At 47.2% G+C, this 16,341-nt stretch carries 13 protein-coding genes; 5 read left to right on the top strand and 8 right to left on the bottom strand.

Annotated features, from left to right (window positions below; genetic code table 11):
* The first annotated feature begins 344 nt into the window (after positions 1-344).
* Positions 345-809, top strand: coding sequence for an RNA-binding protein (locus MO387_RS20240; protein WP_006083618.1), 465 nt, complete (start codon positions 345-347; stop codon positions 807-809).
* A gap of 37 nt (positions 810-846) precedes the next feature.
* On the opposite strand, the gene murI is transcribed toward MO387_RS20240, so the two are convergent.
* Positions 847-1,671, bottom strand: a complete 825-nt coding sequence (gene murI, locus MO387_RS20245) for a glutamate racemase (RefSeq protein ID WP_107946257.1) — start codon at positions 1,669-1,671, stop codon at positions 847-849.
* 222 nt (positions 1,672-1,893) lie between these two features.
* Here murI and trmA point away from each other — a divergent pair, with 222 nt between their 5' ends.
* Positions 1,894-2,991 carry a tRNA (uridine(54)-C5)-methyltransferase TrmA gene (trmA, locus tag MO387_RS20250; protein ID WP_107946256.1) on the top strand — a complete coding sequence of 366 codons (1,098 nt, stop codon included), beginning with the start codon at positions 1,894-1,896 and terminating at the stop codon, positions 2,989-2,991.
* Positions 2,992-3,119: 128 nt separating this feature from the next.
* Here trmA and fabR read toward each other — a convergent pair whose 3' ends face one another.
* Complete coding sequence (fabR, locus tag MO387_RS20255; RefSeq protein WP_006083621.1) at positions 3,120-3,734, bottom strand: HTH-type transcriptional repressor FabR; 615 nt, start codon at positions 3,732-3,734, stop codon at positions 3,120-3,122.
* Between the two features lie 144 nt (positions 3,735-3,878).
* Between fabR and MO387_RS20260 the strand changes: the two genes are divergently transcribed.
* The 3 genes from MO387_RS20260 to mnmH all read left to right on the top strand — a co-directional run bounded on the left by MO387_RS20260 (position 3,879) and on the right by mnmH (position 7,245).
* A complete protein-coding gene (locus MO387_RS20260; protein ID WP_006087519.1) occupies positions 3,879-4,985 on the top strand; it encodes a fatty acid desaturase in 1,107 nt (368 codons plus the stop codon).
* 95 nt (positions 4,986-5,080) lie between these two features.
* A complete protein-coding gene (selD, locus tag MO387_RS20265; RefSeq protein ID WP_006087518.1) occupies positions 5,081-6,139 on the top strand; it encodes a selenide, water dikinase SelD in 1,059 nt (352 codons plus the stop codon).
* The gene (mnmH, locus tag MO387_RS20270) at positions 6,139-7,245 is read left to right on the top strand and encodes a tRNA 2-selenouridine(34) synthase MnmH (protein WP_242326478.1); all 1,107 of its coding nucleotides are present in this window, start codon (positions 6,139-6,141) and stop codon (positions 7,243-7,245) included. Before selD ends, mnmH begins: the two co-directional genes overlap by 1 nt.
* A gap of 76 nt (positions 7,246-7,321) precedes the next feature.
* Here mnmH and MO387_RS20275 read toward each other — a convergent pair whose 3' ends face one another.
* The 6 genes from MO387_RS20275 to MO387_RS20300 all read right to left on the bottom strand — a co-directional run.
* A complete protein-coding gene (locus tag MO387_RS20275; RefSeq protein WP_012588816.1) occupies positions 7,322-9,184 on the bottom strand; it encodes an MFS transporter in 1,863 nt (620 codons plus the stop codon).
* The gene (locus tag MO387_RS20280) at positions 9,175-9,786 is read right to left on the bottom strand and encodes a TetR/AcrR family transcriptional regulator (RefSeq protein ID WP_226060320.1); all 612 of its coding nucleotides are present in this window, start codon (positions 9,784-9,786) and stop codon (positions 9,175-9,177) included. Before MO387_RS20280 ends, MO387_RS20275 begins: the two co-directional genes overlap by 10 nt.
* A 312-nt stretch (positions 9,787-10,098) precedes the next feature.
* On the bottom strand, positions 10,099-10,542 hold the full coding sequence (locus tag MO387_RS20285) for a GNAT family N-acetyltransferase (RefSeq protein WP_242326479.1): 444 nt from the start codon (positions 10,540-10,542) through the stop codon (positions 10,099-10,101).
* A 7-nt stretch (positions 10,543-10,549) separates the two neighbouring features.
* Positions 10,550-11,362 (bottom strand): 3'(2'),5'-bisphosphate nucleotidase CysQ, encoded by an 813-nt coding sequence (gene cysQ, locus MO387_RS20290; protein ID WP_006083628.1) that lies wholly within the window; start codon positions 11,360-11,362, stop codon positions 10,550-10,552.
* Positions 11,363-11,510: 148 nt separating this feature from the next.
* Complete coding sequence (nudE, locus tag MO387_RS20295; protein WP_107950102.1) at positions 11,511-12,065, bottom strand: ADP compounds hydrolase NudE; 555 nt, start codon at positions 12,063-12,065, stop codon at positions 11,511-11,513.
* Positions 12,066-12,303: 238 nt separating this feature from the next.
* A partial coding sequence (locus tag MO387_RS20300; RefSeq protein ID WP_242326480.1) for an Ig-like domain-containing protein occupies positions 12,304-16,341 on the bottom strand: 4,038 nt, incomplete at its 5' end.

Below are 16,341 nucleotides of genomic sequence, written 5' to 3' on the forward strand. Positions count from 1 at the left end.
AACACTCATCGCTTAGCTCGCTAACCGATGAACTGCTTGGCTTTCTTTGCTTAACTTGCGTTACGCTGTCTGCCGTGTCAGTGGATGCGCATTATAGGGAGATTGAGAAAGTCCGCAAGGGCTTTTTAGCGATCATTGAATCGTACGTCGATATTTTAAACGTTATGACCATTTTTTAGCTTGTAGACCTTATTTATCGGAGATAAGTCAGCTTTTTTAGCTAATAATTGATAATTCACGCTCAATATTTCAGCAATGGTCTAGTGTAAAAGTAAATAATTCATTACCATATACTTGCTGTTAACAGTTATTTATCAATTTTCCATTCATCAGAGAGCATTCTTATGCAAAAGTCATTTCTTATTGTTTTGATTGTCGCCATTGTTGGCGCCTTTGTGCTATTTCAGTTTGCACCTACGCTGCCGGCTTATATTGCCTTCGTTGCAGGCGTTATTGTGACTAGCCTTATCTTTAAACTTGTTCCAGAGACTTCATCATCTCATGCTACAGAAGAACAATATGTTGGTCCTACTATGACCTTATATGTAGGTAACCTGCCTTATCGTGTCCATGAAGGTGAAGTAAAAGTATTGTTTGGTGAGTTTGGCCCAGTAAACTCTGTGCGTTTAGTCAGAGATCGTAAGACTGGTCGTCGTAAAGGTTTTGGTTTTGTGGAGATGTCAGAGTCTGGCGCTCAGAAAGCCATGGTTAAACTGAATGACTATAGCTTCCAAGAAAGAACCTTAAAAGTAAGAGAAGCAAAAACACAAGATTCGGAAGCTGCCGACCGTACTGGTACTGACGAGTAGTATTGCCGTTTAAACTGTTTTGTTTGACGTTGTAAATTTAGTTGGTTGTGGTGATTCGTTCGATAGTTGAAAAGCCACAATCAATTAATGTTGTTGTTAAGCCTTCACTGATTTCCGCTTTAGTATAGAACGCCTGCATTACTGACTCCCCTACTGCTTCTCTCTCATTTGTTACTCTGCGCTCCTCCACAATAAGATTCTGTTGCGTTAAAAGAGTCACGACTCGCTTAGCTATCGCAGCGCCAGAATCCATTAGCGTTACGCCCGCACCGAGCACTTGTTGTAATTCAGCTTTGATCATCGGGAAGTGAGTACAACCCAGTACGAGAACATCCAATTGCGCGGCAACGACTGGCGCCAGTAAATCTGCCAGTCTGTGCATGTCCATTTCACCTGTCGCTATTTTCTGCTCCGCCATCATGACGAGTTCAGAACAACCAAAGAGTTCGACATGGCAATCATCGGCAAATTGGCTGATAAGCTCATGGGTATAATGACGCTTAACTGTGCCAGGGGTAGCCAAGAGTCCAATGCGTTTACTCTTAGACATCTGTGCCGCCGGTTTGATAGCGGGTACAACGCCCACAACAGGAATACTGAGGTTTGCACGTAATGCCGGTAGCACAACAGTGCTCGCGGTATTGCAGGCGACGACCACTATCATTGCATTGGTGCGAGCTACAAGATCACATACTAATGCGACACAGCCAGCAATTAATACCTGCTCTTCTAACTCGCCATAGGGCAACCTAGCATTGTCGAAAAGATAACAATAATCGCTATGGGGCAAACTCTTGCGGATTTCGGCCAATACGGATAGGCCACCAATCCCTGAATCAAACACTAATATAGGTCGCGACAAGCGGGTCTCCCGTTTCGGATATATAAATAAACTATACAGATTGGACGCATTAACGATTCGATGGCTGCTTTACCGACGGAATCCAGCCAAATACCATAGAACCACATTCAAGTGCGCGGATTTTCCCATAGCTTTGCGTAAACAGCAAAAGCAAGATGCTGGACATTCGTGTCACCTAGTATAATATTTGCGCCCCAATTTACAGCAACGGTGAATCAAACAATGAACTTAGCAGCAATGGACCCTCAGACTTATGATACGCAGTTAGAACACAAGCGTATCAAGCTAGAACAAGCCTTTGCCCAATTTGAAACACCGAATGTTGAAGTTTTTGCCTCAGAGCCTGCCAACTACCGTATGCGTGCTGAATTCCGCATGTGGCATGACGGTGACGACTTATACTATTACATGTTCGATAAAGTATTGAATGAGAAAGTGCGATGCGATCAATATTTGCCAGCCAGCGTGCTCATCAATCAAATGATGTCGGCCTTAATCGCCGAACTAAAACCGAATCCTAGTCTAAGACATAAACTGTTCCAAGTGGATTTTTTGTCGACCTTAAGCGGCGAGATCTTAGTGTCCTTGCTTTATCACAGACAGCTTGATGACCAATGGCGCGCCGATGCGACTGCACTAAAAGCCAAGTTAAGCAGCCAGTTTAATGTCAACATCATCGGCCGTGCCCGTAAGCAGAAAATCGATTTAGATAAAGACTTTGTGGTCGAGTCATTACAAGTGAATGATAAAACCTTCTTATATAAGCAAATCGAGAACAGCTTTACTCAACCGAATGCCAAAGTTTCCGTAAAAATGTTGGAGTGGGCTATCGATGCGACTCAGGAGAGTGAAGGGGATTTACTCGAGCTCTACTGTGGTAATGGCAATTTCTCTATCGCACTGGCGCAAAACTTTAATCGCGTATTGGCCACCGAACTCGCTAAGCCCTCAGTCGATGCGGCGCAATACAATATCGAAGTGAATGGTATTGAGAACCTGCAGATTATTCGTATGTCGGCTGAAGACTTTAGCGATGCCATGGCGAAGAAACGCAGCTTTAGACGTTTAGAAGGTATCGATCTCGACAGCTATGTGTGCAACACCATTTTTGTCGACCCACCACGCGCAGGGATTGATCCTGATACGTTGGCGTTAGTACAAGGTTACGAGCGGATCTTATACATTTCCTGCAACCCTGAAACCTTAAAAGACAATCTGCAGCAACTGAACGAAACCCATAAAGTCACTCGCTTCGCCTTGTTTGATCAGTTCCCTTATACCGACCACATGGAAACAGGTGTACTACTGGAGCGTCGTTAGTCACCTCAAATGCATTAAGCTCGACTGCATAGCAGTTAAACGTAGCTAGAACTCAAACATAAATTCACTAAAAATAATGGAGCCTCAGGCTCCATTATTTTTAGCAGCTGATGTGCATGTAACTCAGATTACCGGTGTTCAACCTTATGCTGCAAAGCCTCGGCGCCTTTGGCGACCATACGCAGTTGCATGACTAATTGATCGGCAAGGATTTTGCGATCGGCACGTTTCATATCTAATGCGGAAGCGCCGGCGTTAAACACCAAAGTGACTAAGGCTTCTGCTTGTGCCCGAGCTAATAACGGAGTTCGGCCCGCTTTCGCTTCAGTATAGTGAGCCAATTCAGAAATAAAATGTTCAATTTCGCGGGCAACCGCCGCACGGAACGCTGCCGAGGTTCCTGAACGTTCATGTAATAAGATACGGAATACGTTTGGATTAGAATCAAGCACTTCCATAAAAGTATCAACAGAAATACGGATCACACTGCCACCGGCTTCGGCTCGCTGACGGCCTTTGCGCATCATCTGCCTGAGTGTTAACCCACCCTCGTCCACCATAGTGAGACCGAGTTCGTTCATATCTTTAAAATGGCGATAAAAAGATGTCGGCGCAATATTGGCTTCCCGAGCAACCTCTCGCAAACTCAGACTTGAGAAACTGCGCTCAGCACTTAGCTGATTAAAGGCCGCATCGACTAAAGCTCGACGAGTTTTCTCTTTTTGCTGTGCTCGAATACCCATTCTTAAATCCGCTAACTGAATGTAATGACGCGATAATACCGCTTTTAGGCATTAAACACAGCCCCATCGTCCTTGACCAAACAATATAGCTAGGCTAAATTAGCTTACAGATGTACGCTCAAAAGCGAATTTTGGAAACCTATAATGAAAAAACCCCCTATCATCTGGCTTAATGTCAGTCTGTTTGCCATCACTTTCCTCAGTGCGGTGATCTTAGTTCCATGGCGCGGTATTGTTCACGGCTACGGTGCCAGTGAATGGATCGCTTTTATTGTCTTAGCCTTTGCCAGTGGTTTGTCGATCACCGCAGGTTATCACAGACTGTGGTCACACAAGGCCTATAAAGCTCATCCAGCCGTGCGATTTATGTATGCACTCGGCGGTGCTTTAGCATTACAAAACAGTGCATTACATTGGGCATCCGATCACAGAATTCACCACAAGCACGTAGACGACAACGACAAAGACCCGTACTCAGCCAAAATGGGATTCTGGTACAGCCATATCGGTTGGATGCTGCGTGAATATCAGTCGCAACGCTATCATGATTATCAAAATGTGCGTGATCTGCAAAATGACCGTATCGTTATGTGGCAACACAAACATTACCTTGCACTCGTTTTGCTGATGAACATTGGACTGCCTGCCCTGCTCGGCTGGCTGAACGGCGACGTACTGTCTATGTTATTGATGGCGGGTTTACTGCGTTTAGTGGTGGTGCATCACTGCACTTTCTTCATCAACTCTTTAGCCCACGTGTGGGGCAGCCAGCCTTATACCGATAAGAACACTGCCCGCGATAATGGCTTTCTCGCCATGTTGACCTACGGTGAGGGTTACCATAATTTCCATCACATCTTCGAAAATGACTATCGTAATGGCATTAAATGGTGGCACTACGATCCAACTAAATGGTTGATTAAGTCATTATCTTGGTTGGGGTTAGCCAAGGACTTGCGTACGAGTCCACAGGAACGTATCGAGAGCGCACGCTTGCAGATGCAGCTGCTGCGGACCAAGAACAAAGTCGTGCACTTACCCAATGCCGATGAAATTATTGAAAAAGTCCAAGCTGAGTATGAATTACTCAAGCTGCACTTAATGGATTACTATCAAGCAAAGAAAACCTTGCTTGAGGCCAAGCGCAAGCAACTTGTCGATCAGCAGCTATTACAACAAGTTGAAGAGCTAAAGGCGCGTTTCTTAGTCCAGCAAAAACATTGGCGCAGCCTGACCGCAACTTATAGCTAAACCACAATTCTGCCCGAAAGTCATACGGCCACCTTGCATGGTGGCCGTATCTGATTATGATGATGCCTTAATCACTTAAATAGGCTGTTGAGATCATGTCAGATTCCCCAGTTACACTTCCAGAATCAATCAAACTAACAGAATATAGTCATGGTGCAGGTTGTGGCTGCAAGATATCCCCTAAAGTGCTCAGCACTATCTTGGCCTCGCAGTTACCCGTGTTTACTGATCCTAATCTGCTGGTCGGCAATCAAAGCCGTGACGATGCCGCAGTGTATAAACTCAATGACGACATAGGCATCATCAGCACTACCGATTTTTTCATGCCAATTGTTGACGATCCCTTCACCTTTGGCCGCATCGCTGCGACCAATGCAATCAGTGATATTTATGCCATGGGCGGCACACCTATCATGGCGATCGCTATTTTAGGCTGGCCAATCAATAAGCTACCTGCAGAAGTCGCACAACAAGTGGTCGATGGCGGCAGACAAGCCTGTATGGAAGCCGGGATCATGCTAGCCGGTGGCCACAGCATAGATGCGCCTGAACCGATTTTTGGGCTCGCAGTGACGGGACAAATTGCGTTAACTGACTTAAAACAGAATGATACTGCTAAAGCGGGCGATCGTTTATATCTCACTAAACCTATCGGCATTGGCATTTTAACTACGGCGCAAAAACAGAAAAAACTCCAAGATGAAGACAGTCACATTGCGGTTAATGCTATGTGCCAGCTGAATACTATAGGCACGACGATTGCCAAAATTAGCGGCGTAAACGCCCTGACCGATGTCACAGGATTTGGACTGGCGGGACACTTACTCGAAATGTGCCAAGGTGCCAAGCTCACGGCAAAACTCAAATTTGATGCGGTGCCGTTACTGCCACGCGCCTTAGATTACTTAGCCTTAGGTTGCGTTCCTGGCGGGACTCACCGAAATTACGACAGTTATGGCGAGCATCTCCCCGAGCTCAGCGAGCATCAAAAAGCGATTCTGTGCGATCCGCAAACCAGTGGTGGCCTGCTAGTTGCCGTCTCGGCCGAAGCCGAAGCGGAATTAATTGCCCTACTCGATGCGCATCACATCGCCCCAATTTGCATTGGATCACTGGAAACACCCACCACTGAAGCGAATGTGGTGTTGTACTGATGCCAAACGCGATCGTCGCTGCAGAACAATATCGGGAAATTTTTCTCAATCAACATCCCATCATGGATGTGCGAGCCCCCATAGAGTTTACTCGAGGTGCGTTTCCCAACTCGACCAACTTACCCTTGATGCTGGATAGTGAAAGGGAAAAAGTCGGCACTTGTTATAAGCAATCAGGTCAGCAAGCCGCGATTGCATTGGGTCATTCACTGGTTAATGGCCCCATTAAGCAACAGAGAATCGAAGCTTGGGCAAGCTATGTGAAAGCCAACCCCAACGCCTACCTTTATTGTTTTCGTGGCGGCTTACGCTCGCAACTCACGCAACAATGGCTTAAAGAAGCGTGTGTAGAAGTCCCTTATATTCAAGGTGGCTATAAGGCCCTGCGCCAATATCTGATTGGCGTGATTGAAGCGGCACCGACTCAGCAACCGTTATTGAGTTTGAGCGGGATGACGGGCTGCGGTAAAACCGATTTTCTACTGCAGCGTAAAGAAGCAGTTGATCTTGAAGGGATAGCCAATCACAGAGGCTCTAGCTTTGGTAAGAATATCGACCCACAGCCAACGCAGATTAACTTTGAAAATCAACTCGCCATTGCTTTGCTACAGCACCAAACGAGTGACGCAGCCTGTTTACTGCTCGAAGATGAAAGTTTCCTGATTGGGCGCTCGGCACTGCCGCAGACATTTTACAATGCCATGCAAGCCGCCAATGTCTTAGTGCTAGAAGAGTCGGACGATGCGAGGCTCGAACGCTTACGCAATGAATATGTGCATAAAATGTATAGTGGCTTCTGTGAGCGCCTAGGGGCAGAAGCGGGTTTTGCGGCATTTAGCGACTATCTATTGCAAAGTTTAGTGAGCATTCGCAAACGTTTAGGCGGGAAGCAGCATCAAGAACTGCAAGATTTGCTGCAACAAGCACTCGATCAGCAAATCAACCAGAATGACACTTCGCTGCACTTAGTTTGGATAAACCTGTTATTACATAAGTATTACGACCCTATGTACCTATACCAATTAGAGAAAAAGTCGGAACGAGTGCTCTTTAAAGGCTCGCACCAAGCCATGCATGAGTGGCTGGATAGCTATCAGACACGATAAATCGCCACCCTAAAATAAGATAACCGCGAACATTAGCTTCGCGGTTATCACTTTATTTCACACTGACATAACGGATTTAAGATTTACCCAGCAGGCTCGCCACTTGGACTCTCAAAGAATCCTTATTCGCAAGCTTGCCATCGACGGCATCCGTTAAATCTACCGACACCCTTGACCAAAAACGCTCGGGCATTTTAGCTAAGGCATGTCCGCCCTTGTGGCTAAAGTAAGAGCCCCATAATCCGTGTAATGCCATTGGAATAACAGGCACAGGATCTCTGGCTAAGATCTTATCGATTCCAGGACGAAAATCGCCAAGTTCACCGTCAGGCGTGAGTCGCCCTTCAGGGAAAATGCACACCAACTCACCATTGGCGAGCGCCGCATGAATTGCCTCGAAGGCACGATTATAGGTCTCTTCACTTTGCTTAGGCGAACAGATAGGGATCACCCCAGCGTGGCGGAACACATACTTCAGCAGAGGAATTTCGCTAATGGATTTATCCATCACAAAGCGGATTGGCCGTGTCGACGCTCCCATAATAATCAATGCATCCACATAACTCACATGGTTACAGACTATAATGCCAGCCCCTTCCTTCGGAATTTTTTCACGGCCAGTTACAGTCACGCGGTACATAACATGGCTAAGTAAGTAACTGATAAATCGCTGAGTAAATTCTGGCACTTGCGAATAAACATAAAGGGCGACGACAAAGTTCATTACGGCAAGCAACAGGAATAACTGCGGAATCGTCCAACCCGCTACGCCCAGCAACAACATAGATAACAGCGCTGAAGCCACCATAAACAGAGAATTCATAATGTTATTAGCAGCAATCGCCTGAGCACATTCACCCTTAGCCGAACGGGACTGAATAAAGGCGTATAAGGGGACGATGAACAGCCCGCCGCTAACGCCGATCATAAAGAAATCTAGCATCACCCGATAATGTTGCGACTCGGCAATAAAGGCTTTTAATCCATAGACAAAACCAGCATCCACTGGCGCAGGTGGAATAGCCCAAAGCAAATCGACACCAAAGATAGTTAACCCCAATACCCCAAATGGCAGCAAACCGAGTTCCACATGACCGTAGGAAAAACGTTCACAGACGAAGGAGCCAACGGCAATCCCGATGGAAAACATGCCCAACAATAACGACACCACAGTCGCGCCTGAATGCAGATGCAGCTTGGCAAAGTTAGGGAATTGAGTCAGATAGGTCGCGCCTAAAAACCAAAACCAACTGATAGCGAGGATCGCCATCCAGATTGAAGGTGTTTGACGCGCTTTTTTAATACTGCGCCAAGTGCCCGATAACGGCCTGAAACGTATTTTTTCGATGACGCCCTGCGGTGGTAAAGCAGGAATGGCGCGACTCGATAGATATCCCGCTAAAGACAATACGGAAACGGTAATGGCGGCCCAAAGCGTACCGTTGACTTCAGAAACTAAGATCCCCGCACTTAACGTGCCGACCAGAATAGAGAGAAAAGTGCCCATTTCAACCCACGCATTACCTGTGACTAACTCGTCCTCTTTCAACGCTTGGGGTAACAAGGAATATTTGACCGGGCCGAAATAAGCCGACTGACTACCTGTTAAAAATAACAGTAATAACATCATCATGTAGTTCTCACTCACTATCGCGATAGCGGCACAGGACATGATAATAACTTCGAGTAATTTCAATCGACGGATAAGTTTGGCCTTATCCATATTATCGGCAACCACCCCTGCGTGGGCCGAAAACAGGAAAAACGGCAGGATGAACACCCCAGCGGCTAAATTCACAAACATATCGACGCTTATGGGTAAATCTTTGACTTGGCTGAAGGTCACTAACAGCAGCAACACATTTTTATAGATATTGTCATTCAAGGCGCCGAGGCACTGAGTCGCAAAATAAGGTAAAAAACGTTTTGTTAGCAGCATGATAGTTCCCTCTGGTAACCCATTCCTTGTAGATAAGCCTGCACATGGCTCTCGAGTAAATCCCGCAGTGATAACGATTCAGCAAAGAGCTTATTATCGAGGGACAAAGCAGTTAGCCCATGAATCCCCCCCCACAACACACGGCTCATACTGAGATGCTGCTCCGGTGTCGCCTCTGGGAAGAGCTGCGCTAACTCACGTTCAATCAGTGTGAATAATCCTGCAATCAATTGTCCTTGTGATTGCGGTAGCGGCTCAGAATCGAGTAATTGCAACTCAAAAACCAGCTTGAAAGCTTGGCGCTGCTCATGGGCAAACTGACTATACTCCCACGCCATTGCAATGATTTTACGTAAACTGCCAACCGCACAAACACCCGCTAATCTGTCATGTAAAGCCCTAAGCGTTGACTCAGAAACGGCTAGTAGCAAATAGTTGTAACTGCCGAAAATATTGATCAAGGTACTAGGGACATAGCCAATTTGGCTGGCCACTTTGCGTAAACTAAGCCCGACAACACCTTGCTCGGTCAGTAACTCAGTTGCCGCTTGTATTGCCATCGCGCGAATTTCATCATGGCTGTGTTCTTTTCGTCTGGCCATAGCTCTCACTCCCAGTTGGATAGCAAGAGACTAACAGCAGTTAAAATAAAAAACAACGTTCAAAATAAGTTTGTTTTACGTACAGTAGTGGGTAAATAGTGAAGGATATCATTGAGGCTGATAGATAAAGATAGACGCTCGAAATCGATGCACTCAGTAAAGCGAACGGTGTATGTGGGATTAGACCACACAAAAGAGTATAAAAACGGCGTGCTCAGTAAGCACGCCGTTTTTATTTTGATTTAAAAATCATTCTTAATCAAAGCTGTTTTTATTTGAGGCTAATGTTTGGTTCAAAGATGAGAGCGAGGTTTAAGACTTGCGATAAGTCATCACCACTCTATCTGCACCAACGCTAAAATAATTGGCCTCAAAAGTCGAATCAACAAAACCTAAATGCTGATATAAGCCATAGGCAGAATTACTCGGGTCTACCGTTAAACACACCCGCTCAACAGCGGCTGGCAACTCAGCTAAACACTGCTGCATCAAACGTTTGCCGACCCCCTTTCCGCGAGCATCTTCACTTACGGCAATAGATAAAATCCACATACAGGTAGGATCGCTACTCTGGGCACTGAGCAAATAACCTTGCAGCAGATTATCTTCATTTACGGCCACTAAAAATTGCTCTGGCCAACAATCAAATCCCTGACGGAAGAAAAAATCCGGATAGCTATGTTCGCCAAAAATGGCCTGCTCGAGCTGATAAACCGCGAATAACTCTGACTTTAATACCGGACGTATAGACTGCATTCGAAAATTATTCACCTATTAAAATCTTATCCCACTCTAAGTTGGGTGCGCCCACTACGATAAAGTTAGGGTTTTCTAACGTCTCGCGCTCATTGTAGGTTAACGGTTGCAGCTCAGTATCCATCAACTGTCCACCCGCCTCTTCGACTATGATTTGCGCCGCTCCCGTATCCCACTCGCCCGTTGGGCCAACTCGCACATAACAATCGGCTCGACCTTCGGCGACAAGACAACTCTTTAACGCTGCGCCGCCCATCACCACGAGCTCGCAATGTTTAGGGTGGTTGAACAGGGTCAATACAGATTGAGGATCCTGACGGCGACTCACGGCCAATCTTAGCGATACCTTTTCACGGTGCTCGATTTGACGGCTGCTGATCCGCACTTCCTGTTTATCCGTGCGTTTATATGCGCCTAAACCTGCAATCGCGTAATAACACACTTGCGTCATAGGCACATACACCACGCCCATCACGGGACGATTGTGCTCCACCAGTGCAATAATCACCGAAAAATCACCACTGCCGGCAATAAACTCACCCGTGCCATCGAGTGGATCGACCAACCAATAGCGCTTCCAAGACTCACGCACGCTCAGCGGAATGTCGGCAGCCTCTTCAGATAACACAGGAATATCAGGCGTTAAAGCAGTTAATCGGTCACAAATGATCTTGTTCGCCGCTAAATCTGCGGAAGTGACAGGGGTATTGTCAGACTTCATTTCTCGCTCAAAATTACCTTTGAGATAAATGTCACGGATAGTTATCCCGGCATCGGTCGCAATCGCAATAACTTCGTCGATCAACTCTTCTGGCTTCATAACAACTCCAATCGCAAAGTTCGCGAATGTTTTGCAAGCGTTCCAGCTTTGAACGCTTAAAAGGAAAAAGATTATTTAAGGTTATATACCCAAGCTACCTGAATACACGAGTTTCAGTGCGTTAAACTCCCGCTAAACCCTGCATCTTCTAGCTGTTTAGGTATAAATATTTTTGCGCTAAAAACAACGCGCTCACACTACGGGATTCTGAAAAATCGACATCATCGAGCAAGGCCTCCCAATCGGCGAGCGCCCAAGGCACCACATCAATGGGCTCTGGCTCATCACCTTCAAGGCGACTCTCATACAGATCTTCTGCAAGAAAAATTTGCATCTTACTGGAGAAATACCCCGGCGCTAGGCTAAGTTCTTTCAATAGCGTGAGCTTATTCGCCCCAAAGCCAATTTCTTCCTGCAATTCACGATTAGCAGCTTCGATTGGCGATTCACCTGGGTCGATAAGACCTTTAGGAAAACCGAGCTCGTAATTATCGGTTCCTGCAGCATATTCGCGCGCCAGTAGCATTTGCCCTTGATGAATAGGCACTATCATCACAGCGCCACGGCTGCCGCCTTTCATACGCTCGTATTGGCGTTCGACACCATTTGAGAACTTAAGATGCACTTGCTCAATTTGAAATAATCGGCTTTTCGCGACAACTTCGGTATGCAATATTTCCGGCTTATTCTGCCGCTGCGACATAACTGCCTCTGGATAAAAAAGCGATAAATTAAATAAGGTAAGTGACAATCTTACTATCCTGTCTTTAATCTACAACCTGAATTTATTGCATACACCTAACGACAAGCCATAAATCCTTTGCGAGATACATCACAAACCAAGCTCAGCCTAAGTGAACTGCATCAAAGTATGCCTAAAAAATTCTGCAGTTTATAAATAGTAAAAAGGGGCCAAGCCCCTTTTTGTTATTCATTTACGTTTAGAATTGATAACGTAAATTGAGCTGATAACTGAGGAAGTCATTCGGCTCAATATCCACATATTGATACCCCAAGCCAACTGACCAAGCGTCACTCACTTGATAGCTAAACCGCACACCGGCATACCAATCAGTGCCATCGAGTTCTGTGGTTAAACGGCTATTGCCCATAGTGCTACTGATATCCGCTTGCCATCTAAACAATCCGATAGGCACTTCAAACCGCCAAGCATCATGCTGCAGTAAGGTAAAACGCAATCCCAGCATCACGCCATCGGCCAATACGGGGGTCACGGCTTTTACCTGCTCATGGTATTGCGCCGGAGTAAGACTCGCGCCTTCAATCCGCGCACTCCCATTACCAAAGTCGGCATAGCCTAATTCGATTGCCACCATGGGAGTCCATTGATAACCCACACTTAAGCCAAACGCGGTATCTTTGTCATCAACCGATGTCACTACGCCAGCTGCAGTCTGTGGCTGTAAATCTCGTCTGCTGCTATCAACCTGAGCTTGCCCGACAAACCCCTCGACATACCAGTTATCAGCCGCATTCGATTGACTGACTGTGCCTGCGAGCAGCACAGCCCCCAAGAGCGCTTTATGTAATTCACGGCGGCGGATTAAACCCGCCGTAATAATCAATCCTAATGCCCACAAGGACATACTGCCTCCTCCCGATTTGTTATCAATCACCACTTCTTGATAGGCCTTAACGGTAATGAACACTTGCCCTGTTGCCTCACCGCCCAACCCATCGCTAATCAGATACGTCACGGTATCGACGCCATCGAATCCCGCTTTAGGGATATAACGCAGCTTGTTCGACTCCACTGACACAGCCCCTTGCTGCGCGGTAGCGCTGACTAACGTTAAAGCATTACCGTCTGGATCACTGTCGTTACTCAGCACATCGAGTAGCAAGCTCGTTCTATCGTCGGTTGTGGCGCTGTCGCTGACTGTCGTTGGTGCGGTATTACCACTCACTATCACAGTCAACTCACTACTTGCGGTGCCACCTTTACCATCAGTAATGCTATATACCAGCACATCCGTACCGATGAAATCGGTTGCTGGCGTGTAACTCAGCTGCTGATTAGCCAAGATGACGGCGGTGCCGAACTCGCTGGTCACTTGCGTGACGGTCAGCGCATCACCATCGCTATCGGTATCATTGGCGAGCACATCAACATCGAGACTCTGATTCCAAGGTAAAGAGGCGGCATCTGGATTAGCCACAGGTAGATGGTTGCCATTGAGTATCACGGACACGCCACTTGGATCGACGATAGTACGGTTAGCGACGCCATCGTCATCGTTTGGACCGCCATCCTCTAGGGTTAACTGCACACACCAATGACCTTCCGTTAATCCCGCAGTCCAACGGCTGTCTCCCGGTGGAGGACAGAAACCACGCTCACCTTCACTACTAGCGACACTGTTGCGCGCATCAATCACAAAATCTTTCCAACCATTTTGTGCTTGATACTTACGATAAACCGCATTCGCAGGGATCGGTGAGCGCTGTGGCATCACTAGACTGTAACTCTGTCCTTGTTGTGGTAATCCCGTCGCTACGAAGTCAAAAATACCGCCGACATTGGCCGCGATGCTGTCTTCAGGCACCAAAGTAGGTAACAGTTGCATGCCCGTTTGTCCTTGTCTGAGAGCAATATCGCCTAAACGCAAACATACCCCAGCCTGACCCTCAGCCAAGAAGTACACCGGCTGCAATTCACCTTCAGGCATGATGTTACAGTCGTTGACCGCATCCAAATAATCAGGAATACCGTCACCATCCGTATCGGTAAAGCCTTCTTGAACATCAGGGATCAAATCACCGTCCGTGTCTGCGCCAGTCAATACAGGTAAGCTTGAACGCACAACAATGTAGACTTTCTCTGTGGTAGACAGCGCTGGCAAACCATTATCAGTGACAGTCACACTCACAGGATAAATGCCCGGCAGGACAGATACTGGAGAGAAGAACATACCCGCATCATCGGATTGTAAGTTCAGCGAACCGCTTGCCCATGTTGACGTTAAGCTATCCTGCATATTCGCGTCACTGATATCAGCATTAATGCGTACATCACCGCCATTTTGCGCCACGATGAATTGGTGCGCTCCCGCTTGGGTAACATCCAACGTCACCTTAGGCGCAATATTCGCTTCAGTGATGAGCACCTGAGTTTGCTGCTTACTGCCCAAGTTCAAGCTAGGGTCTAGACTAATCAGCACATCCTCATCCCCTTCGACCTCACCATCTTCAAAGGTTCTAAAGCGGATCTCAGCTTGTTGACCCGATGTCACCTCGACCACCCCATCAACCAAATCATGATCACTACTATTTGCAGAGCCTGAAACGGTATAAGGCACAGAAAGTGGATATACGGGTGCGACGCCATTAAGATGCACACTCACCACGACCTCATTGCCCTCACCCACAAGCTGATCTTTACTCAAGGAAATCAGTGGATTTACTTTCACTTTTTGAGCCTTGATCGCCTTATTGCCATCGCGGTCTACAGCTTGCCAGTAAGCTAAGTAGCTGCCAGGTGCGAAGAATAGACTCTTATTCACCAGAGAAACTGGCAATGGATGACCATTACGATCGACCGCTTTCGCGAAACCAAGTTTAACGCGAGTAAATAGGCCCGTCGCATTCATATCGACATCGTCTGGCAAAGTGATCACTGGCTGATTGTCCGACTCAGTGCCTTCAATCAATACATTCACTTTGGCACTTGCACGCCCCTTGTTACCATCACTGATGGTATAGCGAAGCGCCACAGGCCCGACATACGCTTCAGGCGCAGTAAAGCTCAAGCCCTCACTGGTGATTTGCACACTGCCGATATCCGCAGCCGCACCATCAATCGTTAAGGTATCACCATCGACATCAACATCGTTCGCGAGCACCGCCAGCGCATAAATATCATTGGCGGTACTTGTTAAGGTGTAGTCGTCATCAACCGCCTGCGGATCATCATTCACTGGCGTGACGTTAATCGTGACAGTTGCAGACTCTGAACTCAGCTCGGCATCCTTAGCAATAAAGCTAAACATGTCTGTTCCATTGAAATCCTTCTCAGGGGTATACAGCCAAACTGTGCCATGTTGCTCTAAGGTGCCGGATTCTGGCTGACTCACCACTTCATAGGTGAGCGGGTCGTTATCCACATCCTTTGCCGCAAGGGTGATAGTCACAGAACTATCTTCCTCTAACGTCACAGTTAAACTTGTCGCCACAGGTGCATCGTTGACGTTGGTCACTGTGATACTGAAGCTTTGCTCTGCCGTTAAGCCATCCGTGTCTGTCACTCGCAGTAACACGGGGTGCGCGCCCACATCGGCATTGCTTGGCGTACCACTTAACAATCCAGTAGCCGCATTGAAGCTCAACCAACTTGGTTTAGTCACCGCGCTTAAGGTTAATGTGTCGCCCACATCGGTATCCGCAGCCGCAAAGGTGTAGCTGTACGCTGCATCTTGAGTGGCGGCAGTGATGGCCGTTGAACTAATGGTCGGCGCATCGTTAACGTTGGTCACTGTGATACTGAAGCTTTGCTCTGCCGTTAAGCCGTCCGTGTCGGTGACTTTCAGTGTCACCGCATGGCTGCCCACATCGGCATTGCTTGGCGTGCCACTTAACAATCCAGTGGCCGCATTGAAGCTCAACCAACTTGGTTTAGTCACCGCGCTCAATGTCAGTACATCGCCCACATCGGTATCACTCGCCGCAAAGGTGTAGCTGTACGCCGCATCTTGAGTGGCGGCAGTGATAGCTGTTGAACTAATCGTCGGCGCATCGTTGACGTTGGTCACTGTGATACTGAAGCTTTGCTCTGCCGTTAAGCCGTCCGTATCCGTCACCCGCAGTGTTACTGGGTGTGCACCCACATCGGCATTGCTGGGCGTGCCACTTAACAATCCAGTAGCCGCATTGAAGCTCAACCAGCTTGGTTTAATCACCGCGCTCAATGTCAGTACATCGCCCACATCGGTATCACTCGCCGCAAAGGTGTAGCTGTACGC

Source organism: Shewanella sp. N2AIL, assembly GCF_022690845.1.
Taxonomy (GTDB): Bacteria; Pseudomonadota; Gammaproteobacteria; order Enterobacterales; family Shewanellaceae; genus Shewanella; species Shewanella baltica.